Raw genomic sequence first — 22,149 nt, 5'->3', positions numbered from 1 at the left:
GCTTAATTTCCCAATACCGGCAGATAGGTTGGTGCTTCTTCGGTCCAGCGACCTGGAGCGATCTGGACGCATTCCTTGTGGCCCGGGACCAGCATTCCGTTTTGCACCCGTGCAGGAATGTCAACACCGCACTGAATGACCGGCGGGTCCCAGGTGAACCGATCGCGTGCACGCATCTTTCCCTTCAGATCTGTGAGAACCTGTGTGACGCCTTCCTCGTACGCGCGGCGCTCGAGTTCGGTTTTGGGGGCGTAGAGGGGCTTAATAGGCTTGGCCTGCTCCTCGATGATCGTTTCGCGCGGTTCGTACTTCGACGAACAAGCTGCGAGCGAGGCGAGTGCGGCTACCGCCGCGAGGGTTTTAAGCAGCTTGATTGACATGGTATCGAGCACCATACGGGTGAGATTTTGCGAGCTCGGAGATTGCCTTCTGGCGAGCTTTTGATTCGGAGATGGAGTGCTTCTGCACAAGCTCCTGGGTCTTGCGCTCGCGCATTTGGTAGTCGTCCGGATGGGACGAGGCGATCCAAAGCGCCATGGGGCTGGCGAAGAGCCGGAAGACACCGCTGTAGTATTCGGATTTGGTTGTCCGCATCCGGTAAAAGACTTCGCTGTACAGCGGGGGCAGAGATGCAAGCGATCGCCAAAGCTCAATCTCCTCGGCAGTAAATGCGAGGAATTCCTTCGCGATGTCGTAGTCTGACTGCGAGCAGGCCAGGAAGAAGTAATGGCTTGTGTTCTCGAGGATGCCGTCCTGTGACTCGCCATTCCCACCGGACTCAGCACGGATCAGGTTGACGAAGTCCTTCACGGTCTGAGAAATCAGCAAGCAGCCGGCACCATAGCGGCGGAGTTCTCGATAGAAGCTGGAGAGCGCCGATGCGGCAGTCGGGTCAGAAAGGGTTGCCCACGCTTCGTCGACAGCCACGATCTTCTTGCGGCTACGTTCAAGCTTGAACTTGCAGTACAAGTCGATCTGGCGGAACAGGGCCAGAGTGACTACGGGTAGGGCTGGAGACTTTGCCATCCGCTGGGTTTCGAGAACGGTAAAGTCGTTCTCCCATTGGACCTGCAGGAAACCGTCAAAGAGAGCTGCAAATGGCCCGGCCCCGTAATAGAGGGTGAGCGCCTGGACGAGCGATCTGCCCGACTGTTCAGTGAACTCAGTTTTGTCGAGGTAAGGGATGAAGTCCCTGAAACGAGGTTCGTCCTTCGGCTTGGTAGCTACCCAGTCGGTATAGAACTCGTTGAGTGCCTGATACAGCAGAGGCACTGTCACTGGGGTAATGACCGATGTTTTGGACTGCTCTGCAGCGCTGGAGGTGATCATCATCACCAGCATGCGAGCAATGAAGAACATGTCTTCCAACGTCGGCATTTCGTTGTTGCCGTCGTCGTTTTTACCGATCCAGAACGGGTTGATACAGATGGGGTTGATGGTCCGCCCGGTGATACCGGGGATCGCGCTGATCGATTACGTACGGGTCGGATTCAGCAATTGCTGGCTGAACGGCAATGGCCGCCAGATACCCGATCCCTAAAGCCCATGCGTGAAAGTTCATAAAGGGCCCTCCTTTCCCAAATAGTGGAAAGTGAGTGCCCCTTTTTTGAGGGTCGGTAGTGACAGGCCGGCTTTGGGCCGGCCCGAGGGGAGGGGAGCAGAGAGTTAAGAGGTTTTTTTCTCGTCGAACAGCTGGCCAACCCAGCGCCTGGTTCGATGGAATTGTGCAAGCAGCACCTTGCCCAGGAATCCAAACAACTGCACGGTCACCAACGACAGCACGATCTGTACGTAGGTGAAAATCATGCGGACGAAGGCGTTAATCAGCAGAGAGGTCAGGCCGCGAGTAGGCTGGAAAGCAAGCCCGAGGCAGATGATCACGGCAGCGATGGCCAAGTAAGCGGGCCAACCGATTCGCTGCACATGGAACTGGGTAATATCGAGAAACCAGTCCCATACAACCCCGAAGTCCCAATCCCACTGCCGCAGTTTGTCTTGCCAATTCATGGTGTCTCCTCAATGCTCGAGTTTCGCATGCTAAATTCAGCCCTGAGTCAGCTTTTCCAGCATTGCCTTGTTCTTCTCGTGGAATCGTTGCCAGGCGTTGACGCCCGAGCGCGCTCGACGTGGCCTGCGGACCAGTCGCATGTCCTTGAAGTGGACGTTCGGGAAGCTGTTCCTCACCAACGGCATGCGGACACGATAGGTTCCCGACTTCGCGACAATGATCCCGTCGCCTTGGTCGAGCGACGCAAAGTCTTCGGGTTGCAGGATGTCCTCCCGCGTCGCCTTGTATCCGGTACTTGAGCTGGCGCCTTCCGAGTCGTTTGTGTAGAGACCTGATTGCTCGGATGCGTAACTCTGCCCCGTGCTGCTGCCAGAGGACTCTTGGACGAACCTTTTGATCATCGTCCCCGCGAGCTTGACGGCGAACTCCCGCGTCTGGGCATCCCGGATGTCGCAGTACAGGTGTGTCCAGCAGTTGCCCAGCACCATCTCGACGAAGGCAGGGGAAATGTTCTGGAGGAAGCCAACGCCCTGGAAAGCAATGATGATGGGCACATTCGCCGATCGCGCCAGCTGGAACAGGGATACCTGGCTCTCGTCCATGAATGATGGGTACTCGTCGAAAATGGCCGGGCACATCATCAACGGCTTGGCTTTCGAGAGCTGGATTTCGCCGATCGCTCGAGCAAGATCAGAGATGAACAATTTGCCGAATAGCTCCACACCGTCTTTGTCGGCAAGCGACGACATGGACAACACAACAACCTTGTTCTGGAGGATCGCCTCTTTGAGGTCGACATCCGGGCTGTAGGTGTTGACGATGCTGGAGTATTCGGAGTGGGCGAACGCCGAAAGTTTGGACACAAGTCCTTGGAGCAACTGCTTGTACCCGCGCAAGTTCCACACCTGTTTTTCTTCGTCGAACCAGAAGCGAAGGTATGAGTGCAGCCACTCGACACCATCGCTGTGATAGATGGAGTCGGATACCCGTATGTTGCGGATAAAGCTCAGCAGCAGGTCGAAGTCGGACAGCACTGCAATGATGTCCTTGATGTGGAACACTGGCTCCCCGGGCTGCAGCTTCAGCGACAGCACCGCGGCAGTCAGGGAGTAGCGAGCAATGTCCGTCCAGAACTCCTCTTTGGAGTTGGCTTGGAGCTTCATTGCAGTGGAAATGGTTGCGCGGACCCCGCCCGAGAAGAACGGATTGTAGGTATGCGACATTTCCGGGAACTCGAAGTTGATGATCAGCAACTCATCGAGCCGGCCGGCCGCCTCCATCATTCCGTAAATCGAGCCCGAGAAATCAGAGTCTGACTTCGCTTCGATTAGCAGAAGTCCAGCCCCTTTTTTTATCTGTTGTTGAATGATTGCCAGAAGCAGTTCGGTCTTGCCGGTCCCGGTTGCAGCGAGCAGCGCTACATGGCGAGTCATGATGTCGTCGGACAGCATGAATGGGATCATTGATGGATAGGTGTCGATCAACTCCCGGCGGATATCGTCAGCGGTGGCGATGCCCTTCGTACTCGTGATCGCGTCAACGCGATCCTTCCACTCTGTCCAAGGAATGGCCTTGCCCAGAAAGGTAGAGCGGCGGAAGTCGCAATCCGGAATCGGGGCTTCGATGTAACCGGCGTCCCAGATATCCGTGGTAGACGCTTCTGCTTCTTTCCGATCAAGCAGCAGGGACCAGATAGCGCAGCCTGCAGCGATGGCCACCGTCAGGGGGAGCGGCACAAATGGAATTGCTGCCCCTACCAACGGAAGGCTGATTGCGATATTTCGCTGTCGCTGAATTTCCGCATGCTCGGCGGCAAGCGCCTCAAGGCGCGCTGATTTGATCGACATCTGGATTTATCCGTTTAGGGAGAAGAGACCGGGCAACAGTCGGTTCGCGCAGGGAATATCCCGTCAGCAATCCGTCGAGTGCGCCAACCACCAGCAAGGTGGTCTTCGCACTGTTCAGGAGAGTCGAGATGAGGGTGGTGTTGATGAGGTCCTGCTGGCCTTCGCCGACCACCAAGACGACAACGTCGTAGACTCGCCCTCGGATGAGCTTCGGCGTCATGACAGCGCCCTGGAACACATCGAGGCGCTCTGCCAGGCTGAGCATGTAATGGTTACCAGCTCGGTCTACAGCGTTCAGGCGCTCTGGATTGATTTCAGCGGCGGTGAACACGGAAAAGGGTGGATGGTTTGTGCTGGCGACGGATTGTCTAACTACGAAAGGCAATCCTTTGAACAGCCCTTTTCCATGGAACTCAACCAGGTGCTCCTCGCCAGTGAACTCCCGAGCGATCGCTGCAGACAGCGGGCCCACCATGTCCTCACCTCGAGACCCCTTGGCGGCTGGGACTACAACCCTGATATCGAGCAGCGGGTCTACCTGTAGCTGCTGGGCGAACTCCTTAACCACAACAGGTAAGGTCTCAATGAGCAGCTCGGATGGCACCGACAGCCAAGATATCGCTTGGGTCGGGTCGAAGGTTTCGCCGTTCGCTTTGAGCGTCCCGCTCCAGATACGCCGCGATGCTTCACCTCGTCAGCCATCTCGTTTGTATAAGCGGAATAGATGGCGTCTGCGCCGAAGGCTTTCAGGAAGAGTTGAAGCCCCTTGATAACCAGCATTTGGTCTGAGAGGGTTTCGCACTGGATGAGCGCAAAACGTTCTCCTAAGAGCGAGCGGAGTCCTGCTGACAACGTCTTCGCAGTCCCGTTTTCAAGGCCCAGTGGCTTCAAGAGCTTGGTGCCCATCTTTTCGGTGGGCACCAGGTCCTCGGCGTCTTTGCAGTCCAGTGCTGCCCATTTCCGCACGAGGCCGGCCAGTTTGGTTTCTGCTTCGTGCAGGCTCAGGAGTTGTAGCTGTCCGCTGCTGGCGTGGACAACCTTGGCCATGGCGAGGTCGGTTACGGCCTGAGCAATGAGGGGCTTGATCTCATCTTTGGTGAGTCGAAGCATCTTCATAACCGACTCGATGAGCGGCCTACCTTCAACGTAGCTGTGCCCGAGCCAAGCCTCCCGGCGGAGCACGCCGACCACCGCGCCTTTAACTGCAGAGACTGTGTTGTTGGTCACTCCAAACCTTTTCGCGAGGTTCAGCGCGGAAGTGAAGAGAATGTCCTCAAAATGGACGTAGAGCAGATATGGATCTTCTTTCAAAACCTCACTGAGGTTCGCGGCATAGCCTAAGCGACGTTGAAGTGTTGCCAGCTTCGCCGGCGGAATCCCCTCGACGTCGATCTGTGCGAGAGCGAGTTGCTCACTTCGTTGTTCAGCCCAAACCTGGCCTAAGGCCTGGGCTTCTTGTGGGGAGATTCCAGCTTCCACGAGTCTTTCTGGGGATTGGTCCAGAATTGGAATCAGGCTTTCGCCGAAGTACTGGACAGCCTTGCTCGTAACGCTGCGCGGGACGCCAGTGAGGACGCTGAGATATCCAACCAGTGACTCAACCTTCGCTGGTGGCATCGAGGTGAACTGGCTGACATCGAAATCAGCGCCGTCGATATCCGGTACGCGCTTGCCGTACAGGATGTAGTCCTCATAGAGGATTGCGTTGCCGAAATTGCCGGTACCGGTGAAGGAGGTGTTGTCTTCCCGCCGGAAGGTACAGACCGACCAAGGGCCGGCGGGATCACGGAAAACAATATCGACTAGGGTGCCGCGTTCGCGGGTGAGGGCTTCAGCCCCGTCAGGAATTCGATCAGTCATGCTCATCCGCTTGGGTGCGCGCGGCCGCTATTCACGTTCCGTACGCTCTTGTGGACGCCGTTGTAGCTACGGGCGATCTGGTTGGCGAGTTCGGCTCTCACGGCCGCAGCATCGTTCACCAAGGCCGGATACAGACGGGTCAGCCCAACGAAAATGTCGAAGTCCTCAAGCAGATCAACAGCCACCAGGACCTGGTCTGCGACGATCAGCGACTTATCGTATGCAGCAACCGGCTCCATGCCGTTGAACAGCCCTGTCGGGTCGACAAACAGGAATGGGCGGAGCTGGCGTAGTACCAGACTGCGCGCATGCTCAATTTTGGGTAGAACTTGACCTTCAGCCAGGCGGATCTCCTGGCTGCTCTTGCCGCCAAAGAGCATGCCGGATGCCTTGGCGAGGAAATGGGGGAGCGAAGTGTTTATGGTGGCCGGCCAAGTGCTGCCGTCGACCAGGAATGCCTTCGCTTCAGGAGTGTGGATGTATTTCATGTCTTGAAATCCTTGTTCAATCCAATAATGGAAAGGGAGTGCCCCTTTTTTGGGGGATAATCGAGTAGGAGGCGGCTTCACAGCCGCCGTCCTCTCACACCACCGTGCGTACGGTTCCGTACACGGCGGTTCAGGTTATACGGCTAAGCCGGTTTATCGTATCCAGTATCGAGACCAGTCCGAACCTATCCCATAGCCTCTTCGGTAGCGCCTGATTCACATGAGATGCTCCCGAGTTCCACCACGGGCCTCGGCCATTAAAGGCCGATTTACAGGCACGTTCTTCGCTCAGGCCCAGGCGCATCAGGTTGCGCGCCCTCGTTGAGGGCCGTTTCCATTGACGCCAGATGACGCAGCGAAGTTTATGCCTGACCCAACCATCCAATTTCTCAAGTGGGCGTTTGCTCTGGCTGAGCTTGAAGTAGCCAGCCCAGCCTCGCAGGACAGGGTTGATTCGCTCAATGACAGTCGCCACTTTGCGGGCCCTTACACTGCGTAGCAATATTCTGAGTCGGTCGCGTAAGCGCCCCAGGCTCATCGTTGCCACACGCAGCCTTGGTTGCTGGTGCCTGCTCATCCCGTAACCCAAGTAGTCACACTTCCAAGCCCCTGCTACTTGGCTCTTCTTCCGGTTCACCGTCAGTTTCAAACGATGGCACAGGAAGCGCTCGATACTGGCCAACACCCGCTCGCCCGCCCGAGGACTGCGCACATAAATGTTCGCATCATCGGCGTAGCGCACGAAGCGATGACCCCGCCGTTCCAATTCGCGGTCGAGCTCATCCAGAAGGATATTCGACAGCAACGGCGAGAGTGGGCCGCCTTGCGGTGTCCCCTCTTGCCGTTGGCTGACGATACCGCCCGACATGGCCCCAGCTTCAAGGTAGCGGCGGATGAGCCTAAGCACTCGCTTGTCTTCGACGCGACGCTGCAAGCAGGCCATCAGGATGTCGTGGTTGACCCGATCAAAGAACTTTTCCAGATCAAGCTCCACGCACCAGCGATGCCCCGCCGCCACATGGGAGCGGGCCAGTTCAACGGCTTGGTGAGCGCTTTTGCCCGGACGAAAACCGTAGCTGTAGTCCGAAAACAGCGGATCGAAGAGTAGCGTGAGTTGTTGCTGTAATGCTTGCTGGATCAGGCGATCCACGACGGTGGGGATTCCCAGTTGCCGTGTGCCGCCCTGCGGCTTGGGAATTTCAACCGCTCGCACTGCTTGGGGATGGTATTCACCGGCCAGCAACCTGGCCTTGAGGGTTGGCCAATACTGTTTCACGTAGCCCGCCAAGTCAGCGACCGTCATGCCATCGGCACCCGGAGCCCCCTTGTTGCTAACCACGCGTTGATACGCACGCCTGAGGTTGGCCGGTGCAAGCACCCGCTCCATCAGCGTGTCCGGCTCCGCGTTCGTCCACGTCGCTGACGCCGCCGGCACCTTTGCACTGTCAGGCATCACCCTCGGCTTCTGGCCGGGATTCGGAGTGACAGATTCCGTTGTAGGAAATTTCTGCATTACGGCTACCAACGAGACAGTGACGCCTACTGGCGGCATAACCTGTTCGGCCCTTGGTGGCGCGGTTAACCGCCACTTACTACGGCCTCGGCTGACTTCTGCACGCTCGTCCCGTCGCCTCTCGACGCTCGGTAGCACAGTGGCAAACGTGCAGATCTCCCAGGGTAATTCGCGTGACCTTCCTGCTTATGCCTGTCGGATTTACGTCACAGCGTCCCGTGCAAGTACTGGGCTTTGACGATTTGGGCCGCCTCACCCCGCTGTGCCGCCTCTATCCGCTTCCTGTTCGTCAGGCCAGCAGTTTGCCTCGGGCTTCCTTCAGATTCGCGGTCGCCCACGACACCCTTGCCTCTGGCTAACACTTCCCCTTGCCGGGTGTGTAGAGGACTTTCACCTCCAAGTCACCCGCTTTGGCCACCACAACCAAGCGGGTTGCGCTACGCGCAACGCGCCATGCCTGGCGCACTCAAAAAAAACCCCGCCGAAGGGCGGGGTTGTCTTGCGATGGAGCGATCAGTTGATCGCGTCCTTGAGCGCCTTGCCCGGCTTGAAGCCAGGAATCTTCGCAGCAGCAATCTGGACAGGATTGCCGGTTTGAGGATTGCGACCCTCGCGCGCAGCGCGCTCCTTTACCAAAAATGAGCCAAAGCCCACCAGCGTCACAGTGTCACCGGCCTTCAGCGCGGAAGTCACGGACTCGATCACCGCATCCAGTGCTTTCCCAGCGACAGCCTTGGTGATGTCCGCGGACTCGGCGATTTGGTTGATAAGTTCTTGTTTATTCACGCATTTCTCCATGTAAATCAGGGGGTGAAGTAAGCAGTATAACGGCGGCCTGGTGGCCTCCAAGTGAATCTGGTCTTCTGCAGCGATTGGATTCCATGGACGCGCCGCACAAAAAGAAAACGGCTCGGCAATGCCGAGCCTAAGGGGAAATCAGATCAAGCTTGCGCCCAGCGCGCCGGCCAAGAAGCCTGCTCCAATAAGGGGGAGCATTCCGGCAAGGGCCTTAGAGCCGGCTCTGTGGCACAGGAAACCGCCCACACTGGTGATTGGTACGATCAGGTATGCAGCGATCATCTGCACTGACACCATGCGTGTGGCCAAGGTGGCATCGCTCGTGGGGTGACTCCCGACCATCGATGCTAACGCCAACGCTCCGATGGCCAGGCAAAGCAAGGTAGCTAGGTAGGCACGTTCGGTATAGCGGAATGGGCCGACTTCGATCTCTGCAGCGCTTTTGACGGTGGTTTGCATAGCGCGTTCCTCTTGACTTTCACGACAAGGGTAGCAGCCTCTTTCAGCGCTAAACAGCAGAAATCAACTCCTGAATTTGCCCCTCTGCCGCTGTTAGCAGACAGAGCACCTCATCGGAGCAACCATGTGCGCTCAGAGCTTCCATCGCTCTGGAGAAAGCTCTGGCATGCGCGGCACAGAGATCCACTTTGTCGAATGCTTCCTGGATAGTCGTGTCAGTAGCCACTGGCGCCATTGCTACCAGGCCGTTCTCATAGATACGGCTTTCCCAATGGCTCGGTTCGATGCCGGTTGAACGAAAGTAAATGAAACCGAGCTGGTCGCCCAGGGAATAGGCTGCCGCCCCGTAGTGCTCATCAAATGTGGAACGGCCAGTGCTCAGCGTTCTGAATTCCATGGATGTCCTCCTGCTAGTGTGAAAGGTGACCATAACGGTGTAGTCCTGTGGTTCAAGTCCGCGTAGCCGGGGATTCAGCGGAGGCATTTGAGTTGAAGAGGGGAGAGGCCTCGTTAAGCTCGGGCCATCCAGCTCCTCACAAGGAATCGCCTATGTCCACCTTACTAACTCAGCAGCAACTGCTTTCCGCCCCGGAGTCGGAGTACATGTCCGACCAGCAACTGGCCTTCTTCAAGGACCTTCTTCTCAATCGAAAACTGCACCTACAGGGCCTGCTCGCTCAACGAGCAGAGGCGTTCCGCGATGACTCCGAGGCGCGTCTCCCGGATGCGGCGGATACTGCCTCCGCGGAAGAGCAGCGCGCGATGGAAATGCGGATGCTGAAGCGGGACCAGGCAGAGTTGCTGGACGTGGAGGCTGCACTGAAAAGGATCGAAGAAGGAGATTATGGCTACTGCGCTGAGTTTGGGCAGCCGATTGGGCTCAAGCGCCTTTTGGTCGCGCCGACTGCAAGCCTTTGCATCGATGCTCAAGAGATTCAGGAACGTCGTGCGCAGCGCCAGCGTGTAGCATGACCTCCAGCGAGGGGGCATGCCCCCTCGACTCTCCTTTCGATCTTCCTACTTCCTCACTCCTCAGGTTCTATGATCAGTCAAAATGCAGGCTGAACATCTCTTACCTAGGAGCTGCATCATGGAAGTCGGTCCCCGCATGTACTTTCTCGTTTTGGGTAAGCGGATTAAATGGTTGATCTTACCTTTGCATGAGAGTGAGACAGACCGGCATCTCATCGGATTATCTGGTTGATGCTTCACCTACTGCTGGTGCATGTTTCCTTCGCTAATTCCAGCAAGAACCCCACACGCCTCAACTTCCCGGTCATCGTTGCAACTCGCTCTCAGTGAAACGAGTTGTTTCTCAAGCGCTTGCAGAGCGGTTATCTGCGACCGCACATGAGAGATGTGATCATCGAGCAAGGCGTTGACGGCGGTACAAGGCTGATGAGGGTCGTCCTCATAGCTCTGTAGTTCGTGAATCTCAGCCAGTGACAGGCCCAGGATTCTGCAGCGACGGATGAAGGCCAGCCCCTCACCATGCTTCTCGGTATAGACACGGTAACCGTTGTCCTGCCGATCAGGCGGCGGCAACAAGCCCTGCTGTTCATAGAAGCGGATCGTCTGTGTTTCGACCCCTACCAACTGCGCCAACTGACCAATGCGCATCAGCCTCCTCCCCAACGGATTCTTTACTCTATTGACCTTATAGTAGCTTTATAGTTTTAAATGGTACCACAACATTGTTCAAGTGGAGTCGTATCATGAGCAAATCCTGTGGTGGCGCCTGTGGCGGTGATGCAACGTCCGCAGCGGATACCGATATACAGGCCTCCTCCGAGGCGCCAGGGAGATGGGTCAGTGTTTATGCCGTGCCGAAGATGGACTGTCCATCAGAAGAACGAATGATTCGCCTAGCCCTGAACGGCTTTGAGGAGATTCGGGCGCTGTCCTTCGACTTGTCGAACCGCCGGCTGAAGGTCGTGCATGACGGCGAGGTCGAGCCCGTCACCTCGAAACTGAAGACCTTGGGGCTAGGCGCCTCGCTTCAGGAAACCGTCGCTGCAAATCCGGAGACCATCAAGGCCGCCGAGTTTTCGGCAGCTTCTGCTAAGCAAGAATCCGGGACCCTGCGCTGGTTGCTCGGCATCAATGCACTTCTGTTCGTGGTGGAAATGACTGCCGGTCTGATCGCCCGGTCCACCGGCCTGATTGGAGAATCCCTGGACAATTTTGCCGATGCGGCGGTGTACGGGCTTGCCCTTTATGCGGTTGGACATAGCGTGAAAATGCAGGTACGTGCCGCGCATCTTGCTGGTGTACTGCAACTGATCTTGGCTGTGGGCGTGCTCGTAGAGGTGGTGAGACGCTTTGTATTCGGTAGTGAGCCTGAATCGCTGGTGATGATGGCTATCGCATTCGTCGCATTGATTGCCAATACCAGTTGTCTGCTGCTCATATCCAAACATCGGGAAGGCGGGGCGCACATGAAGGCAAGCTGGATATTCTCGGCCAACGACGTGGTGATCAACCTGGGGGTCATCACCGCCGGCGCCCTGGTCGCGTGGACCGGTTCCAATTATCCGGATCTGATTATCGGCACCATCGCGGGGGGCATTGTACTTAACGGTGCCAGACGCATTTTGGCGTTGAAGGGTTAAATAATGCTCATTATTGGCAAAAAGCTCTCGCCGTATGCCCTATTGTCCATATCGGGCCTGCTGGCAGCGTCTGATCAGGCTGTAAAGTGGCTGGTGCAGCAATCAATGGCCTATGGCGAGTATGTTTCGGTGACCCCGTTCTTTAACTGGGTGCACCTATGGAACACCGGTGCCGCATTCAGTCTTTTTGCGAATGGTGGAGGCTGGCAGCGCTACTTTTTTATCGGAATCGCGGTAGTGGTCTCGATTTTTCTGATCAAGCTGATCCTTGAAAATCGTCATAAAGGAGAAGCCATCGCTTACAGTCTTATCCTCGGTGGCGCCATGGGCAACCTGATTGACCGGGTCTTTCGCGGCTATGTTGTGGATTCCTTTGATTTCTATTGGCGAGACTGGCATTGGCCGGCCTTCAACCTGGCTGATATTGCAATTGTCCTCGGTGCCTTACTTTTCGTTTCCAGCAGCTTGTTGGGTAAAAAAGCAAACACCAATGCCGAGTCGGATGGATCTGACTGACACCTACGCCTATACAACACCATGACCGAACTTCCCGACAACATCCTTCACCTGCCGCAATACCAAGTACTGGGCTGCAAATCAACCGACGACGAAATGCACTTCCAGGTGGACGTGCCCGATCCCATCGCCTGCGAGGAATGCGGCGTGCAGGGTGAGTTCGTACGGTTCGGCAAGCGTGACGTTCCCTATCGTGATCTGCCCATCCACGGCAAGCGGGTCACTCTCTGGGTGGTCCGCCGCCGATACACCTGCCGGGCCTGCAAGACAACATTCAGGCCCCAGCTACCGGAGATGGTGGACGGATTCCGTATGACACTGCGGCTGCATGAGTACGTGGAGAAGGAATCCTTCAACCACCCCTACACCTTTGTGGCGGCACAGACCGGCCTGGACGAGAAGACGGTGCGCGACATCTTCAACGCCCGCGCCGAGTTCCTGGGGCGCTGGCACCGCTTCGAGACGCCCCGCATCCTGGGCATTGACGAGCTATACCTGAACAAGCGCTACCGCTGCATTCTGACCAACATTGAGGAGCGAACCCTGCTCGACCTGCTGGCCACCCGCCGCCAGGACGTGGTGACCAACTACCTGATGAAGCTGAAAGACCGGCAGAAGGTCGAGATCGTCAGCATGGACATGTGGAACCCCTACCGGGCAGCGGTCAAGGCTGTGCTGCCCCAGGCCCGTATCGTGGTCGATAAGTTCCATGTGGTGCGCATGGCCAACGATGCCCTAGAGAGAGTGCGCAAGGGCCTCAGAAAGGAGCTGAAACCGTCCCAGAGCCGGACTCTCAAGGGAGACCGGAAAATCCTGCTGAAACGCGCTCACGAAGTCTCAGACCGGGAGCGCCTCATCATGGAGACCTGGACAGGCGCGTTCCCGCAACTGCTGGCCGCCTACGAGCACAAGGAGCGCTTCTACGGCATCTGGGACGCCACCACACGGCTCCAGGCAGAAGCCGCCCTGGACGAGTGGATAGCCACCATCCCGAAGGGCCAAAAGGAAGTCTGGAGCGATCTGGTCAGGGCAGTGGGAAACTGGCGCGAAGAGACCATGACCTACTTCGAGACGGACATGCCCGTCACCAACGCTTACACGGAGTCCATCAACCGACTGGCCAAGGACAAGAACCGTGAAGGGCGCGGTTACTCCTTCGAGGTGATGCGGGCACGAATGCTCTACACCACGAAGCACAAGAAGAAGGCACCGACTGCGAAGGTCTCTCCTTTCTACAAGAAAACCATCGGTTACGGACTGCCGGACTTCGCAGAGGAACTCAACTACGGAGTCGATCTATCAACCATCTGAGGGTGGTATCAGATTGATGGGGTGAAGGTGCCCCATCAACCATTAAATCCGTATACCCCTCGTTTCAGGGTTGCTTTACCCGGCAGCGCTGGGAGCCGCTCTTGTCTGGACGGTTAGTGCCTTGCATGCCAGGGTATTTCTCGAGAGCGCGTCCCCAAACGGCTGGTCTCTGTGTATGGCTGCCTGGTTCATTGGCTACCACTGCCTGCAATTCAGCAGGCTGATGGTCAGGCACTATGATCTTGGGAAGGGCTACACCAGGCGCGCCTTCGTCTCTGACCTGGTGGACTGCTTGACGCTGCTACTGGGTTTCGCTGGTCTTCGCTTCTTAAACGAGCCGGTCCCTTCGGAGCAGGTCTGGGTTGTCTATTTGGCACTGCTTGGAGTTCCCCTCTCTGCTGTTATTGCCCATCCACTTCGCATGATGAAGGGGCCCAGGGGGCTATTGGTCCTTGGCATGCTATTGGTATGCCTTCTTGGAATCGACTACTTCAAACTGGGTTTCCTCTTGCCATTGTTCAAGCCAGAGGTAACCCACTGGGTATTGCTGGTCGCGATGTTTTCCATGCTTTGGGCCTTCTACCACCGCGTATACCGCTTCGAACCTTGACAGCAGGGGTGCCGACCATGCGAGGGCTATCGATCGTACTGGGATTGAGTTTGCTGGTCGGCTGTACTCATGAGCCGCTTTCAGAAGGGTTACCGGTTCAGAATCACCATTGGGGCGATGAGCCGAAGATTCAGTTTCTTGGCGTAGGTGGCTGGCTCATACATTGGCGTGGGGAGGGGCTATTGCTGGCGCCTTCGTACACCAACCCGGCCAGCCTCGGCATTCCTGGGATACCCCCGGCCCGAGTGGTAGCCGACAACGAGAAGGTCGACAGACACATGCCGCCTGCAGCAGACGTGACGATGCTTCTGGTGGGTCATGCGCACTACGATCATCTTCTCGATGTGCCGCGGGTCGTAGATAAGCACTCTCCGAAAGCGGTTGTATACGGGTCTGAAACGGTTAAGCACATTCTTCATGCAGCAAAGAACAGCTCAGGACAGCGGATCTTTGGCGCTGGCGCGGTGGTGGTGCCAAGTCAGCAGCAGATAACCGACCATCGTGATCCCTCCCGACCTGGTACATGGTTTTACTCCGACGGGAAGGTCATCACTGATGGGGACGTAAACGGAGCAAATTCCGTGGGTTCGATCCGTGTGATGCCTATTAGAAGCATGCATGCCGGGCACCTCTTCGGCCATAACTTCATCCCAGGTGAGTACGACTGGGAACTCGACGATTTGCCGACTGGTCTGCTGGACTGGAAACTTGGTGAAGTAACTCTGGCCTGGATGATTGACCTCCTCGGGGAGGATGGTCGGCCGGTTTACCGCATTCATTATCAAGACAGCGCCGCTGAACCTCCATGGGGCTTTCCACCCATAATCTCTGACTCAAAGCGCGTCGACGTCGAGATCCTTTGCGGGGGAGGGTGGAATCAAGTCAGTTACTACCCCACAGGCCTCCTCAGGGTGACCAAACCGCGTCTTGTGCTGTTGGGGCACTGGGAAAACTTCTTTGGCAACGACCTTGGTGAACCTGCTCGAACCATTCCGTTGCTCGGCTACAAAGGGCTCCTCGAACAGCTGAAACCCTACAATGTGGTGGTGCCTGAGCCCTTCTCTGACATCCTGCTCCCCCCGCCGATGGAGTGATTCTGCCCCAGCGGAGGCCTTCAGTTTCATGCGGACTCCTGCAGAGCTGACAGCAAGGGTCAAAGCCCCATCGTAGGCCGTGTAAGCAAGGGCACTTTGCACGAAATGTGGGATTTCGCCCTGGTGCCGGCCCTATTTTCCGCCTTCCGCAAGGCGTTGCATCAATGCGCGTGCTTCGCTGTACCCATAAGCCCGCAGGAACCCGTCATAAGTATCAGGAAATGACATGACGCGCCCGGCGTAATACTCCAAGGGCACAGCAATGTCGGCTTCGTGCAGGTAGTCCTGATCAAGGAAGTGCTCGAGCACCAGCATGTGATCGAAGAAGGCCTCAAAGCAGTCACGAATGAACTCCTGCTGCTTGCTGAACCCCATCCCCTTCTCATGCACGACAAGGGCTGGTTTGAGGTCCCTCCAGTGAACGACGTAGGTCTGGCCTTCATGGGTGAAGGTCCGGCCTGACCAGTCCATCATTCGCATCGCAGAGCGGGCGAGTGGATCTGTGAAAATCTCCTTCATCATGTCCCGTGCAGCGGCAAGCTGCTTCTGACGGTGTTCCTTTCGCTTCTCTTGGATCGCATTTCGGGCTGACCTCAAGCCGCTCCAGATACCCCAAATCGCCAGGGCCATGGTGATCAGGGTGCTGATGACTGATACCCAGTCCTTGAGTGTGGTTGGTGAGAATGGGTCGCCCTGGGTAGGGTTCTCTGCCGCCATTGCAGCGGTAGTCATCAGCATCCAAGCCGTAGAGATCAACCAGGCAGCGCTGTGCCTCTTCCTTGTGGCTGTCATCTGGAGGTCCTCTGAGGGATGGTTAACCTCAAAGTAGCTTGATCCGTTTCTACCCGCACGTGACCACTCGGGGAATTCGCCTTTGAATTTGCCCGGCGGTCGTTAGACTGCCTGTTCCCCAAACAGCCGCGACACGAGAGGTAGCTTTTGACCGGCAAGCTTTCCAGTGATCAGTTGCAGCGGATCTACAAACTGCTGACGGAGAAGCGCCCCCGGCTTGATGATCGGATGGGATTAACTCCGGCTGAGCGTGCACTGTTGGAGTGTGGCGGTATTTCGAGATCCGACTTTGATGATTTGATTATCGCGACTGAGTACCGCGGGTTTGCCGCGGCCGGCCGATACGCAGAGGCACTGGCTGCCTACTTCAGAATCCCTAAAGTCAGCTTGTGCCGGAAGCCCAGGCGCCTCGACGACGATGTGTTGTGGTTGGATGGCTATGCCGTTGCCGATGCCGTTGCTCTGCTGATCTTCATGGAACGCCTGGGCTTCGCTGTCTCACCTGGTCAGCTGGTGCAGGCGATAAAGGGCAACCTGGCAGGCAAGCCCATGCTGACGGAATCGGAGTACCTCATTCTTACCTATGAGGTTTCCCGCGGCTGTACTACGACAGTCCTCCGATCAGATGTGGAGCGCCAGCCGGCATTTCCAACGACCAAGCGCCACCGGGATGAGTTAGGAAACCGCTTCACATTGGTGCTCCAAGGGGAGGATGTGTTGTCGCTGGAAGTAGCCGGGCCCCGATATCGTGACGTCAACTCGGCACTTAAAACCTGTGCCTACTGCGGTACGACCTACCTGCCCAGCAGTCGTAATGAGCGTGAAGCACATCGTCAGGTTCATAGAGAAACACAGCGGTTACTGGACCCGGGCCCGAACAAGCGGTTTGCGGCCAGACTAAAGTGTGTCGCTGGCGCCGATCGGGTAGACGCATCTGTGCCCATGTGGATGCATCAGGAGGTATTGAAGCGCGCCCAGCGTTTCCGCGCGGATTTTGGCTACGACTTTGTCCAGTGGACTGGAACGATGTCGACTAAAGCAACGGTTGACTGGCACGGCTACCTGATTCCAGCTGGTGCTGACGGCACGATTGCAGGCGCTTGTGCATTCCTTTACGAGACTGAAACGAACCCATCAGGCAGCCCCTGGACTTTATCCTGGATCTGGCTGGCGCCTAAATACAGGCGCGGCGGGCTGTTGCGAGAACGGTGGGGGAGATTCCTTGAGGCCTATGGAGACTTCAGGATCGAGAGTCCGCTGTCTCCTGAAATGGAGGCCTTTGTTCGAATTCACGGCACGGACTGGCAGAAGAGCTGCTTGTCGAATCATTGTGAGTGAGCAGAGTGCTCACCGCCTCTAGGAGTTTTTGTGATCAAGACCAATACATCTGCCCCCCAGCTGGAAAAGCCGATGATCTTCCCTGCGGAGGACTATGCTCGTGCGTGGGTCGGGTGCCTGGCCGGATTCCTTCCAGGCCTGAAAGATCGAAGTCGTGAAGTGTTCCTAAGACTGTCAGGGTGGCATCACTGGAATGCAATGGTCAAGGCCTGCAACCCGGAACAGAACTGCGTGTTCATGACTGAGGATTTGAGTCCTGAACTTCGGCTTTCGACTCTTGCAGAACATCGCTCAATCCTGATCCACGAGTTCGGTGTGAAGCCGGCCACCGCCAATTTTTTCCTATGGGCAAACCCCCTGGGCTCTTTTGAACTCGTGCCGCTTCGCGCGGCCGTCAAAGAGTCCCTTTATCAGGAGGGTGAGTCGCCTTCCTCGAGGTTGGACAAGATCCTCATCGCTCTGGATCAAGAAAATCGAGCGCTTGTTCCTGGTACTGAAGAAAACCACCGCCGCGGCTGCCACTTCACCAATGAGCGGGTGTACATGGCGATGTTCCAGCATCTCGGATGGAACCTGGAACTCAGCGACGGGCGTGACTACGACGTACCGTTTGGACTACCTGTCGCACGGTTGGGCTACCTCAGGGATTCCGAACTCGGCTCGGTCCCTGTATTCATGACTGGCTTGGCGCCTGACCCTGAGCTGAACCCTGATCAGACCAGCTATGCGATTTATGATTGGATCACTTCACCGCAGGGAGCGAAGGCACAAACCGCAGTGGTTTTTTTCAGGGAGCCACAGCTTCGAGTGCTCGATGACATCGAGACCTCGATCTTCGGCAGCTTCCTTGAAGGGCAGAGCGCATGGCATCTCACCTTATCGTCTAACTCAAAATCGTTGGGGAGTGTGGTGGTCGACATCGTCTCGGGCCGGACTCTTCCTGTGCCCGAGCAGCGCGATAATGGCTTCGATTTGGCCATGCGATTTGCCCGGGCAATGGAGCGCTACTGCGACTTTCCAGAATTGCACCTTCCCAACATTGACCGGCCTGTGGTCCTTGCCGGCGGCAGTGGTTGGGGGGTAGTGAAACTGCCTTAGGTTGAGATTGTGGGTGACGGCAGGCCCCCATGCTTGAGGTATGGAAGCCTGGTTTAAGATCAGTTGCGGTCTACTCGCCCAGCTTTCGCCTTAGCGAACATAGCGTGGAAGTTTGGAAGAATTAGAAGCCAAGAGACGGCTGCGCTGATGAAGGCGGTACCTATCACGGCCATGACCAGGTACCACAACTCAGGCGAGTGTCGGAAGAGCAGTTCTGCGAGGTGATGCACTTCGTCAACATGGGATTCACCAGCAAAGCTCTTGAGAGCTCTGAAAACTTCGAATTTGGCCACAGTGTCCCTCGCAACACTTGCGAGGTACACAACCAAAGTTCCAAGCACACTCCCTGGCAAGAGACAAATGGCGAGAAGGGTAATTTTCGTCGCAGTGGCCATTTGTTTCGCGTCTTGGTAGATCTGTTTGAAGTAGTTTTTCATAGCCCCCTCGTGAAAACGCTTTGTTAAAAGTTGATTTGAGCCCTATTTTCAACCTGGTTCAAACCAAAAGGGCGGGCTCTAGCCCGCCTGGCCTCTCTGTCGAAAGGAGAAGGCGCTGCTCCACCTGCAGCCACTCACCTTTCGGTTGAAACACCTCGAAGATGGTGCAGAGGGTGTCCATTGGCGGTTGAATGAACCCCGGCCATTCTCGGTGCGGATCGAAGACTGCGATTTCAAACTCGGGGTGTCGAAACGCCACCGCCCAGTGCCAACGTTCCCTTTCTCCGGGACGTATGTCGCGCAATTTGACTATCGCCAGGCCGTGAAGATCGGCCCATCCCCGCCACCGGCGAGTCTCTGTCAGAAGTCCTGCCGTGGCCACCGCCATCCTCATCTCGCCCGAACTCGTAGAGAAGGGCGGTCGGCCATGTCTCCTCTTGCCAAGCCCCTGGCTTACGAAATGCTCCCGAGCTCGTTGATATGTCCAGCCGGTAACCATCGCTAAACACGCTACCCCGCAACCATAACGGTCGGTTTGCACGATCTTCTGTACACCGCATCGGGCTTGCCAGTCGTCTTCAGTCGCTGCCGGCGGATGATGTATGTCTAGGTGATCCATGGATTCAGTCCTCATCCAGTTCAGGACTGATCGTACTGTGAAAGGGCGCTGGCCCAGGCTGGTTTCGCGGTCCGCTTTCCAGCCTCTCCTTCACCAAGGTGGGGAGGATTATCAATAGGTTACGTCGCAAACCCTACCTGGGGCGCAGGGGGCCGCAGCCATGAAGCTCTACCTTGCCTCTAGCTCGCTGTAGAAGCTCTCTGACCTGATCTTCCAATGGTGAATGGACGTTGGGGCGAATGCCTGATCGTGCCAGGCGCTCCCTACGGATCTTCGAAACGGAACTTCAGGTTCCAACGAAGTGCGCTGGGAGCCCTCAAGAGCCATTTTGCTCGTAAGTGAGGGTGTCTAATACGCAAACCCGACATCCACCCTCATTTGATTGTCGGGTTTGATCTGCAGGCCGAAGGCGGCGGCGACTACAACGGCGCGAAGGCTTGGGTCGCGGTTGACCCTGACCCACAGTAGGAAACCCGCTCAGTTGCACCTCATGCCCTGGCCAGTTGCCGGGGCAGGCCGAGGACGTAGAGGACTCCGCGTTGGAGTTCACATCATCGAAAATAGGGATAGGTAACATGATTCCAGTAAGCGTAATCAGCGGTCTGCGATTTACCCAGGAACATCCATTCGTGACTGGCGTTGTCATCGCTGTACTTCTTGCCCTGGCCACTCTCGCTGTCAGCCGTAGCCGGCGTAGCCCTCAGCGCAAGAAAGCCCTGTGTGCGGTGTCGGTTGCTTTGGTGATCGGCGCCGTAGGGTTCTACTCGTGGGCCTGCAACACTCGTACCCCAGGCTTGGCCGATCAAGTGGCGAAACTTGCCAAGCATGTAGCTGCTGAGCAGGCAGCAAAATCGGATACGGTTGAAGACAAGTAGCGCAGGGAAAACGATATGAAGAACACCATCACGGCCCTGCTTGCGGTGTCCATCCTTGCTGGTTGCGATGCCGCTGCTGAGAAGGCTCCAGCTCAACAGGCTGCGAAGGCAGACGAGGCTCACAACTGCACAACCACCGGGCCTAACGCGCCAATCGTCACCGGGGAAAACAGCGTGGTAGTCATCAATGGCAAGACCTACGCACCAGGGCAAAGCTCTGGCTGCGCTCCGGCGTATACCAATGTCTCAACCCATGGTGTCGGAAGCCCGATTGTCACTGGTGAGGGGGCGAAAGTCGTTATCCATACGGATCATGAATAGGATACAAGGTGGTCACCTGGTGCTGTAGTTGCACCACATCACGATGGCTGTATTGGCCGGGCAAAAGGACTCACTCATAGATTTCTGTTTGCCTCGGTCGCGAATCCACATCCATGCCATTGCCGTTGTCTCTGTAATAGATCACTCCGAGAGGACGTCCGTATTGGACGAATACAGGAGCCACGCTGACCACAGTCGCCACATCCTTGCCCAGGACCTCGTCAATAAAGTCTTGGGACGATACGGCAGGTAGGGTTCCGTCCTTATACTGACAATCCCCTTTGACTATCGTGTTCTTCGAACGTAACCAGGATGCTGCTTTAACGAACCCGACTGAAGCCGGGCAGTACACCATTTTGCCCCCGGAATAGCCCACCCCGTCCACGAACAAGTATCCGGTTGCTCCGTATGAATTACCGGCATTTGGGAGGCCTGAGTCGGAAGCGGCGGCCGCCGCAGCTGCGGTCACTGTAACAGCAACAGCGCCGCCAGCCTGGGCCAGTAGCGGCAGGGTCAGAATCGCGGCAGCGAAAGCGGCGCGGAACGGTTGAAAGTGGGGCATGCAGCTTGATCCTCCTGACTGTGTATGCCTGGCCACGGGATTCTAACGGAAGGGCTTGCCGATACCAGCAGATTGCTCTCTGCGGAATACGCTCCTTATGAATGGAGAAGGCGTCGAGAGTTAATCCGACCAGGACTGGAGCCGGTTCAGCTCCTGATCGAGATTGAGTCTGACCTGAGCTATCGATTGCAGAAGATCCACGGTGGCCAGCACATCTCCAATTGCGGAGTGTGCTTGACCACGCCAGGTTACGCCGGCCAACGACATTGCTGCCGCAAGAGAGATGGTCCCATAGCGGTTGGTTGCCCCATACATGGCCACCGCCAGGCCCATAGCGCAATGCACCTGACACGTTGCAAGCCAGCTATGGTCATCGTGGAATGCGTTCGCGGTTTGAATCAGCAGTCGCCGATCGAACGCTGAATTGAAGGTCACAATGGGACGACCGGTAAGGAGCGCCTTGACTCTGCCGGCAACCTCGAGCCAGGTCGGACAATGTTGGAGCTCTTCAGCTCGGATTCGGTGTACATCGGCAGCAGCTGGTTCGATTGGAACATTGGGCCGAATCCTGGAGTTGAAAAGCAGATTCCCGTCGACGTCGGCGATCGCCAGTTCGATGATCTGGGCCTCTGTACCAAGCCCTGTGGTTTCGGCATCCAGCACGAGAGGTGCATTGGCAAGCCATTGCACCGCGACATGAGAGGCCTTGACCACCTTGCTTTGCATCCGGCCCTTTAGTGCAAGTATGGCCGCCGCCCGAACTTGCTTCGGGGAGGGGGCAGCAGCCTTGCGGTCCCGCAATGGGAGGCAGTCCGCGATCCGGTACACGCCGAAGGTCCCACCATAACCGTTCTTGTAATGCGCCACCGGCGTCGCATCAGGTTTCGGCTTCATCCGGAACTCGTCCCGAAGCCGACCTTTCGAAAAGGACCTGCCGGCCGCTATTGCTTCTGCTCTAAGTGCCTCGAGCTGGACTTGATCCATGGCCTCA

Annotated in this window: 23 protein-coding genes and 2 pseudogenes; 10 read left to right on the top strand and 15 right to left on the bottom strand. The window is 56.7% G+C overall.

The window, feature by feature from the left end; all coding sequences use genetic code 11:
* Positions 1-2: 2 nt before the first annotated feature.
* From GST84_13970 to GST84_13925, 10 genes and pseudogenes are all read right to left on the bottom strand, one after another.
* On the bottom strand, positions 3-380 hold the full coding sequence (locus tag GST84_13970) for a hypothetical protein (protein XGB13402.1): 378 nt from the start codon (positions 378-380) through the stop codon (positions 3-5).
* Positions 361-1,452 (bottom strand): annotated as a pseudogene (locus GST84_13965) (hypothetical protein). Before GST84_13965 ends, GST84_13970 begins: the two are co-directional and overlap by 20 nt.
* Positions 1,453-1,665: 213 nt before the next feature.
* The gene (locus tag GST84_13960) at positions 1,666-2,007 is read right to left on the bottom strand and encodes a hypothetical protein (GenBank protein ID XGB13401.1); all 342 of its coding nucleotides are present in this window, start codon (positions 2,005-2,007) and stop codon (positions 1,666-1,668) included.
* Positions 2,008-2,043: 36 nt separating this feature from the next.
* Positions 2,044-3,855: a DUF87 domain-containing protein gene (locus GST84_13955; protein XGB13400.1), complete on the bottom strand. Its 1,812-nt coding sequence runs from the start codon at positions 3,853-3,855 to the stop codon at positions 2,044-2,046.
* Positions 3,830-5,721, bottom strand: a pseudogene (locus tag GST84_13950) (exodeoxyribonuclease). The gene GST84_13955 and the pseudogene GST84_13950 overlap by 26 nt, the downstream one beginning before the upstream one ends.
* Positions 5,718-6,203 carry a hypothetical protein gene (locus tag GST84_13945; GenBank protein ID XGB13399.1) on the bottom strand — a complete coding sequence of 162 codons (486 nt, stop codon included), beginning with the start codon at positions 6,201-6,203 and terminating at the stop codon, positions 5,718-5,720. The pseudogene GST84_13950 and the gene GST84_13945 overlap by 4 nt, the downstream one beginning before the upstream one ends.
* Positions 6,204-6,333: 130 nt before the next feature.
* Positions 6,334-7,755 carry a group II intron reverse transcriptase/maturase gene (ltrA, locus tag GST84_13940; GenBank protein ID XGB13398.1) on the bottom strand — a complete coding sequence of 474 codons (1,422 nt, stop codon included), beginning with the start codon at positions 7,753-7,755 and terminating at the stop codon, positions 6,334-6,336.
* A gap of 474 nt (positions 7,756-8,229) precedes the next feature.
* Complete coding sequence (locus GST84_13935; GenBank protein ID XGB13397.1) at positions 8,230-8,514, bottom strand: DNA-binding protein HU; 285 nt, start codon at positions 8,512-8,514, stop codon at positions 8,230-8,232.
* Positions 8,515-8,652: 138 nt separating this feature from the next.
* Complete coding sequence (locus tag GST84_13930; GenBank protein ID XGB13396.1) at positions 8,653-8,973, bottom strand: hypothetical protein; 321 nt, start codon at positions 8,971-8,973, stop codon at positions 8,653-8,655.
* A 49-nt stretch (positions 8,974-9,022) separates the two neighbouring features.
* The gene (locus tag GST84_13925) at positions 9,023-9,370 is read right to left on the bottom strand and encodes a hypothetical protein (GenBank protein XGB13395.1); all 348 of its coding nucleotides are present in this window, start codon (positions 9,368-9,370) and stop codon (positions 9,023-9,025) included.
* Between the two features lie 152 nt (positions 9,371-9,522).
* Between GST84_13925 and GST84_13920 the strand changes: the two genes are divergently transcribed.
* Positions 9,523-9,945, top strand: a complete 423-nt coding sequence (locus GST84_13920; GenBank protein XGB13394.1) for a TraR/DksA family transcriptional regulator — start codon at positions 9,523-9,525, stop codon at positions 9,943-9,945.
* Positions 9,946-10,185: 240 nt separating this feature from the next.
* Here GST84_13920 and cadR read toward each other — a convergent pair whose 3' ends face one another.
* On the bottom strand, positions 10,186-10,593 hold the full coding sequence (gene cadR, locus GST84_13915) for a Cd(II)/Pb(II)-responsive transcriptional regulator (protein ID XGB13393.1): 408 nt from the start codon (positions 10,591-10,593) through the stop codon (positions 10,186-10,188).
* A gap of 95 nt (positions 10,594-10,688) precedes the next feature.
* On the opposite strand from cadR, the gene GST84_13910 reads away from it, so the two are divergent.
* The 5 genes from GST84_13910 to GST84_13890 all read left to right on the top strand — a co-directional run bounded on the left by GST84_13910 (position 10,689) and on the right by GST84_13890 (position 15,116).
* Positions 10,689-11,585, top strand: coding sequence for a cation transporter (locus tag GST84_13910; protein XGB13392.1), 897 nt, complete (start codon positions 10,689-10,691; stop codon positions 11,583-11,585).
* A gap of 3 nt (positions 11,586-11,588) precedes the next feature.
* Positions 11,589-12,101, top strand: a complete 513-nt coding sequence (locus GST84_13905) for a signal peptidase II (GenBank protein ID XGB13391.1) — start codon at positions 11,589-11,591, stop codon at positions 12,099-12,101.
* A gap of 21 nt (positions 12,102-12,122) precedes the next feature.
* On the top strand, positions 12,123-13,412 hold the full coding sequence (locus tag GST84_13900) for an ISL3-like element ISPpu12 family transposase (GenBank protein XGB13390.1): 1,290 nt from the start codon (positions 12,123-12,125) through the stop codon (positions 13,410-13,412).
* Positions 13,413-13,458: 46 nt separating this feature from the next.
* Entirely contained in the window at positions 13,459-14,022 is a 564-nt protein-coding gene (locus GST84_13895; protein ID XGB15773.1) for a hypothetical protein, read from the top strand.
* 182 nt (positions 14,023-14,204) lie between these two features.
* The gene (locus GST84_13890) at positions 14,205-15,116 is read left to right on the top strand and encodes a hypothetical protein (protein XGB15772.1); all 912 of its coding nucleotides are present in this window, start codon (positions 14,205-14,207) and stop codon (positions 15,114-15,116) included.
* Between the two features lie 132 nt (positions 15,117-15,248).
* On the opposite strand, the gene GST84_13885 is transcribed toward GST84_13890, so the two are convergent.
* Complete coding sequence (locus GST84_13885) at positions 15,249-15,908, bottom strand: hypothetical protein (protein XGB13389.1); 660 nt, start codon at positions 15,906-15,908, stop codon at positions 15,249-15,251.
* Between the two features lie 147 nt (positions 15,909-16,055).
* On the opposite strand from GST84_13885, the gene GST84_13880 reads away from it, so the two are divergent.
* Positions 16,056-17,246 (top strand): hypothetical protein, encoded by a 1,191-nt coding sequence (locus GST84_13880; GenBank protein ID XGB13388.1) that lies wholly within the window; start codon positions 16,056-16,058, stop codon positions 17,244-17,246.
* A 198-nt stretch (positions 17,247-17,444) separates the two neighbouring features.
* Complete coding sequence (locus GST84_13875; GenBank protein ID XGB15771.1) at positions 17,445-18,344, top strand: hypothetical protein; 900 nt, start codon at positions 17,445-17,447, stop codon at positions 18,342-18,344.
* A 59-nt stretch (positions 18,345-18,403) separates the two neighbouring features.
* On the opposite strand, the gene GST84_13870 is transcribed toward GST84_13875, so the two are convergent.
* Positions 18,404-18,781: a hypothetical protein gene (locus GST84_13870; GenBank protein XGB13387.1), complete on the bottom strand. Its 378-nt coding sequence runs from the start codon at positions 18,779-18,781 to the stop codon at positions 18,404-18,406.
* Positions 18,782-19,975: 1,194 nt separating this feature from the next.
* Between GST84_13870 and GST84_13865 the strand changes: the two genes are divergently transcribed.
* Both GST84_13865 and GST84_13860 read left to right on the top strand, forming a co-directional pair.
* Entirely contained in the window at positions 19,976-20,275 is a 300-nt protein-coding gene (locus GST84_13865) for a hypothetical protein (GenBank protein ID XGB13386.1), read from the top strand.
* 15 nt (positions 20,276-20,290) lie between these two features.
* A complete protein-coding gene (locus tag GST84_13860) occupies positions 20,291-20,596 on the top strand; it encodes a hypothetical protein (protein XGB13385.1) in 306 nt (101 codons plus the stop codon).
* Between the two features lie 70 nt (positions 20,597-20,666).
* On the opposite strand, the gene GST84_13855 is transcribed toward GST84_13860, so the two are convergent.
* Both GST84_13855 and GST84_13850 read right to left on the bottom strand, forming a co-directional pair.
* A complete protein-coding gene (locus tag GST84_13855; protein ID XGB13384.1) occupies positions 20,667-21,158 on the bottom strand; it encodes a hypothetical protein in 492 nt (163 codons plus the stop codon).
* 120 nt (positions 21,159-21,278) lie between these two features.
* Positions 21,279-22,142, bottom strand: coding sequence for a 3'-5' exonuclease (locus GST84_13850; protein XGB13383.1), 864 nt, complete (start codon positions 22,140-22,142; stop codon positions 21,279-21,281).
* Between the last annotated feature and the right edge of the window lie 7 nt (positions 22,143-22,149).

Source organism: Pseudomonas putida (assembly GCA_041879295.1).
Classification (GTDB): domain Bacteria; phylum Pseudomonadota; class Gammaproteobacteria; order Pseudomonadales; family Pseudomonadaceae; genus Aquipseudomonas; species Aquipseudomonas putida_Y.
This window is presented reverse-complemented; position numbering and strand designations above follow the sequence as displayed.

Bases quoted from the DNA above. Each gene is read 5' to 3' on its own strand.
- GST84_13935 (XGB13397.1), bottom strand. From the start codon at position 8,514: ATGGAGAAATGCGTGAATAAACAAGAACTTATCAACCAAATCGCCGAG.
- GST84_13850 (XGB13383.1), bottom strand. From the start codon at position 22,142: ATGGATCAAGTCCAGCTCGAGGCACTTAGAGCAGAAGCAATAGCGGCC.
- GST84_13925 (XGB13395.1), bottom strand. From the start codon at position 9,370: ATGGAATTCAGAACGCTGAGCACTGGCCGTTCCACATTTGATGAGCAC.
- GST84_13955 (XGB13400.1), bottom strand. From the start codon at position 3,855: ATGTCGATCAAATCAGCGCGCCTTGAGGCGCTTGCCGCCGAGCATGCG.
- GST84_13870 (XGB13387.1), bottom strand. From the start codon at position 18,781: ATGAAAAACTACTTCAAACAGATCTACCAAGACGCGAAACAAATGGCC.
- GST84_13920 (XGB13394.1), top strand. From the start codon at position 9,523: ATGTCCACCTTACTAACTCAGCAGCAACTGCTTTCCGCCCCGGAGTCG.
- GST84_13885 (XGB13389.1), bottom strand. From the start codon at position 15,908: ATGACAGCCACAAGGAAGAGGCACAGCGCTGCCTGGTTGATCTCTACG.
- cadR (XGB13393.1), bottom strand. From the start codon at position 10,593: ATGCGCATTGGTCAGTTGGCGCAGTTGGTAGGGGTCGAAACACAGACG.
- GST84_13960 (XGB13401.1), bottom strand. From the start codon at position 2,007: ATGAATTGGCAAGACAAACTGCGGCAGTGGGATTGGGACTTCGGGGTT.
- GST84_13910 (XGB13392.1), top strand. From the start codon at position 10,689: ATGAGCAAATCCTGTGGTGGCGCCTGTGGCGGTGATGCAACGTCCGCA.
- GST84_13865 (XGB13386.1), top strand. From the start codon at position 19,976: ATGATTCCAGTAAGCGTAATCAGCGGTCTGCGATTTACCCAGGAACAT.
- GST84_13855 (XGB13384.1), bottom strand. From the start codon at position 21,158: ATGCCCCACTTTCAACCGTTCCGCGCCGCTTTCGCTGCCGCGATTCTG.
- GST84_13905 (XGB13391.1), top strand. From the start codon at position 11,589: ATGCTCATTATTGGCAAAAAGCTCTCGCCGTATGCCCTATTGTCCATA.
- GST84_13930 (XGB13396.1), bottom strand. From the start codon at position 8,973: ATGCAAACCACCGTCAAAAGCGCTGCAGAGATCGAAGTCGGCCCATTC.
- ltrA (XGB13398.1), bottom strand. From the start codon at position 7,755: ATGCCGCCAGTAGGCGTCACTGTCTCGTTGGTAGCCGTAATGCAGAAA.
- GST84_13860 (XGB13385.1), top strand. From the start codon at position 20,291: ATGAAGAACACCATCACGGCCCTGCTTGCGGTGTCCATCCTTGCTGGT.
- GST84_13970 (XGB13402.1), bottom strand. From the start codon at position 380: ATGTCAATCAAGCTGCTTAAAACCCTCGCGGCGGTAGCCGCACTCGCC.
- GST84_13875 (XGB15771.1), top strand. From the start codon at position 17,445: ATGGTCAAGGCCTGCAACCCGGAACAGAACTGCGTGTTCATGACTGAG.
- GST84_13900 (XGB13390.1), top strand. From the start codon at position 12,123: ATGACCGAACTTCCCGACAACATCCTTCACCTGCCGCAATACCAAGTA.
- GST84_13945 (XGB13399.1), bottom strand. From the start codon at position 6,203: ATGAAATACATCCACACTCCTGAAGCGAAGGCATTCCTGGTCGACGGC.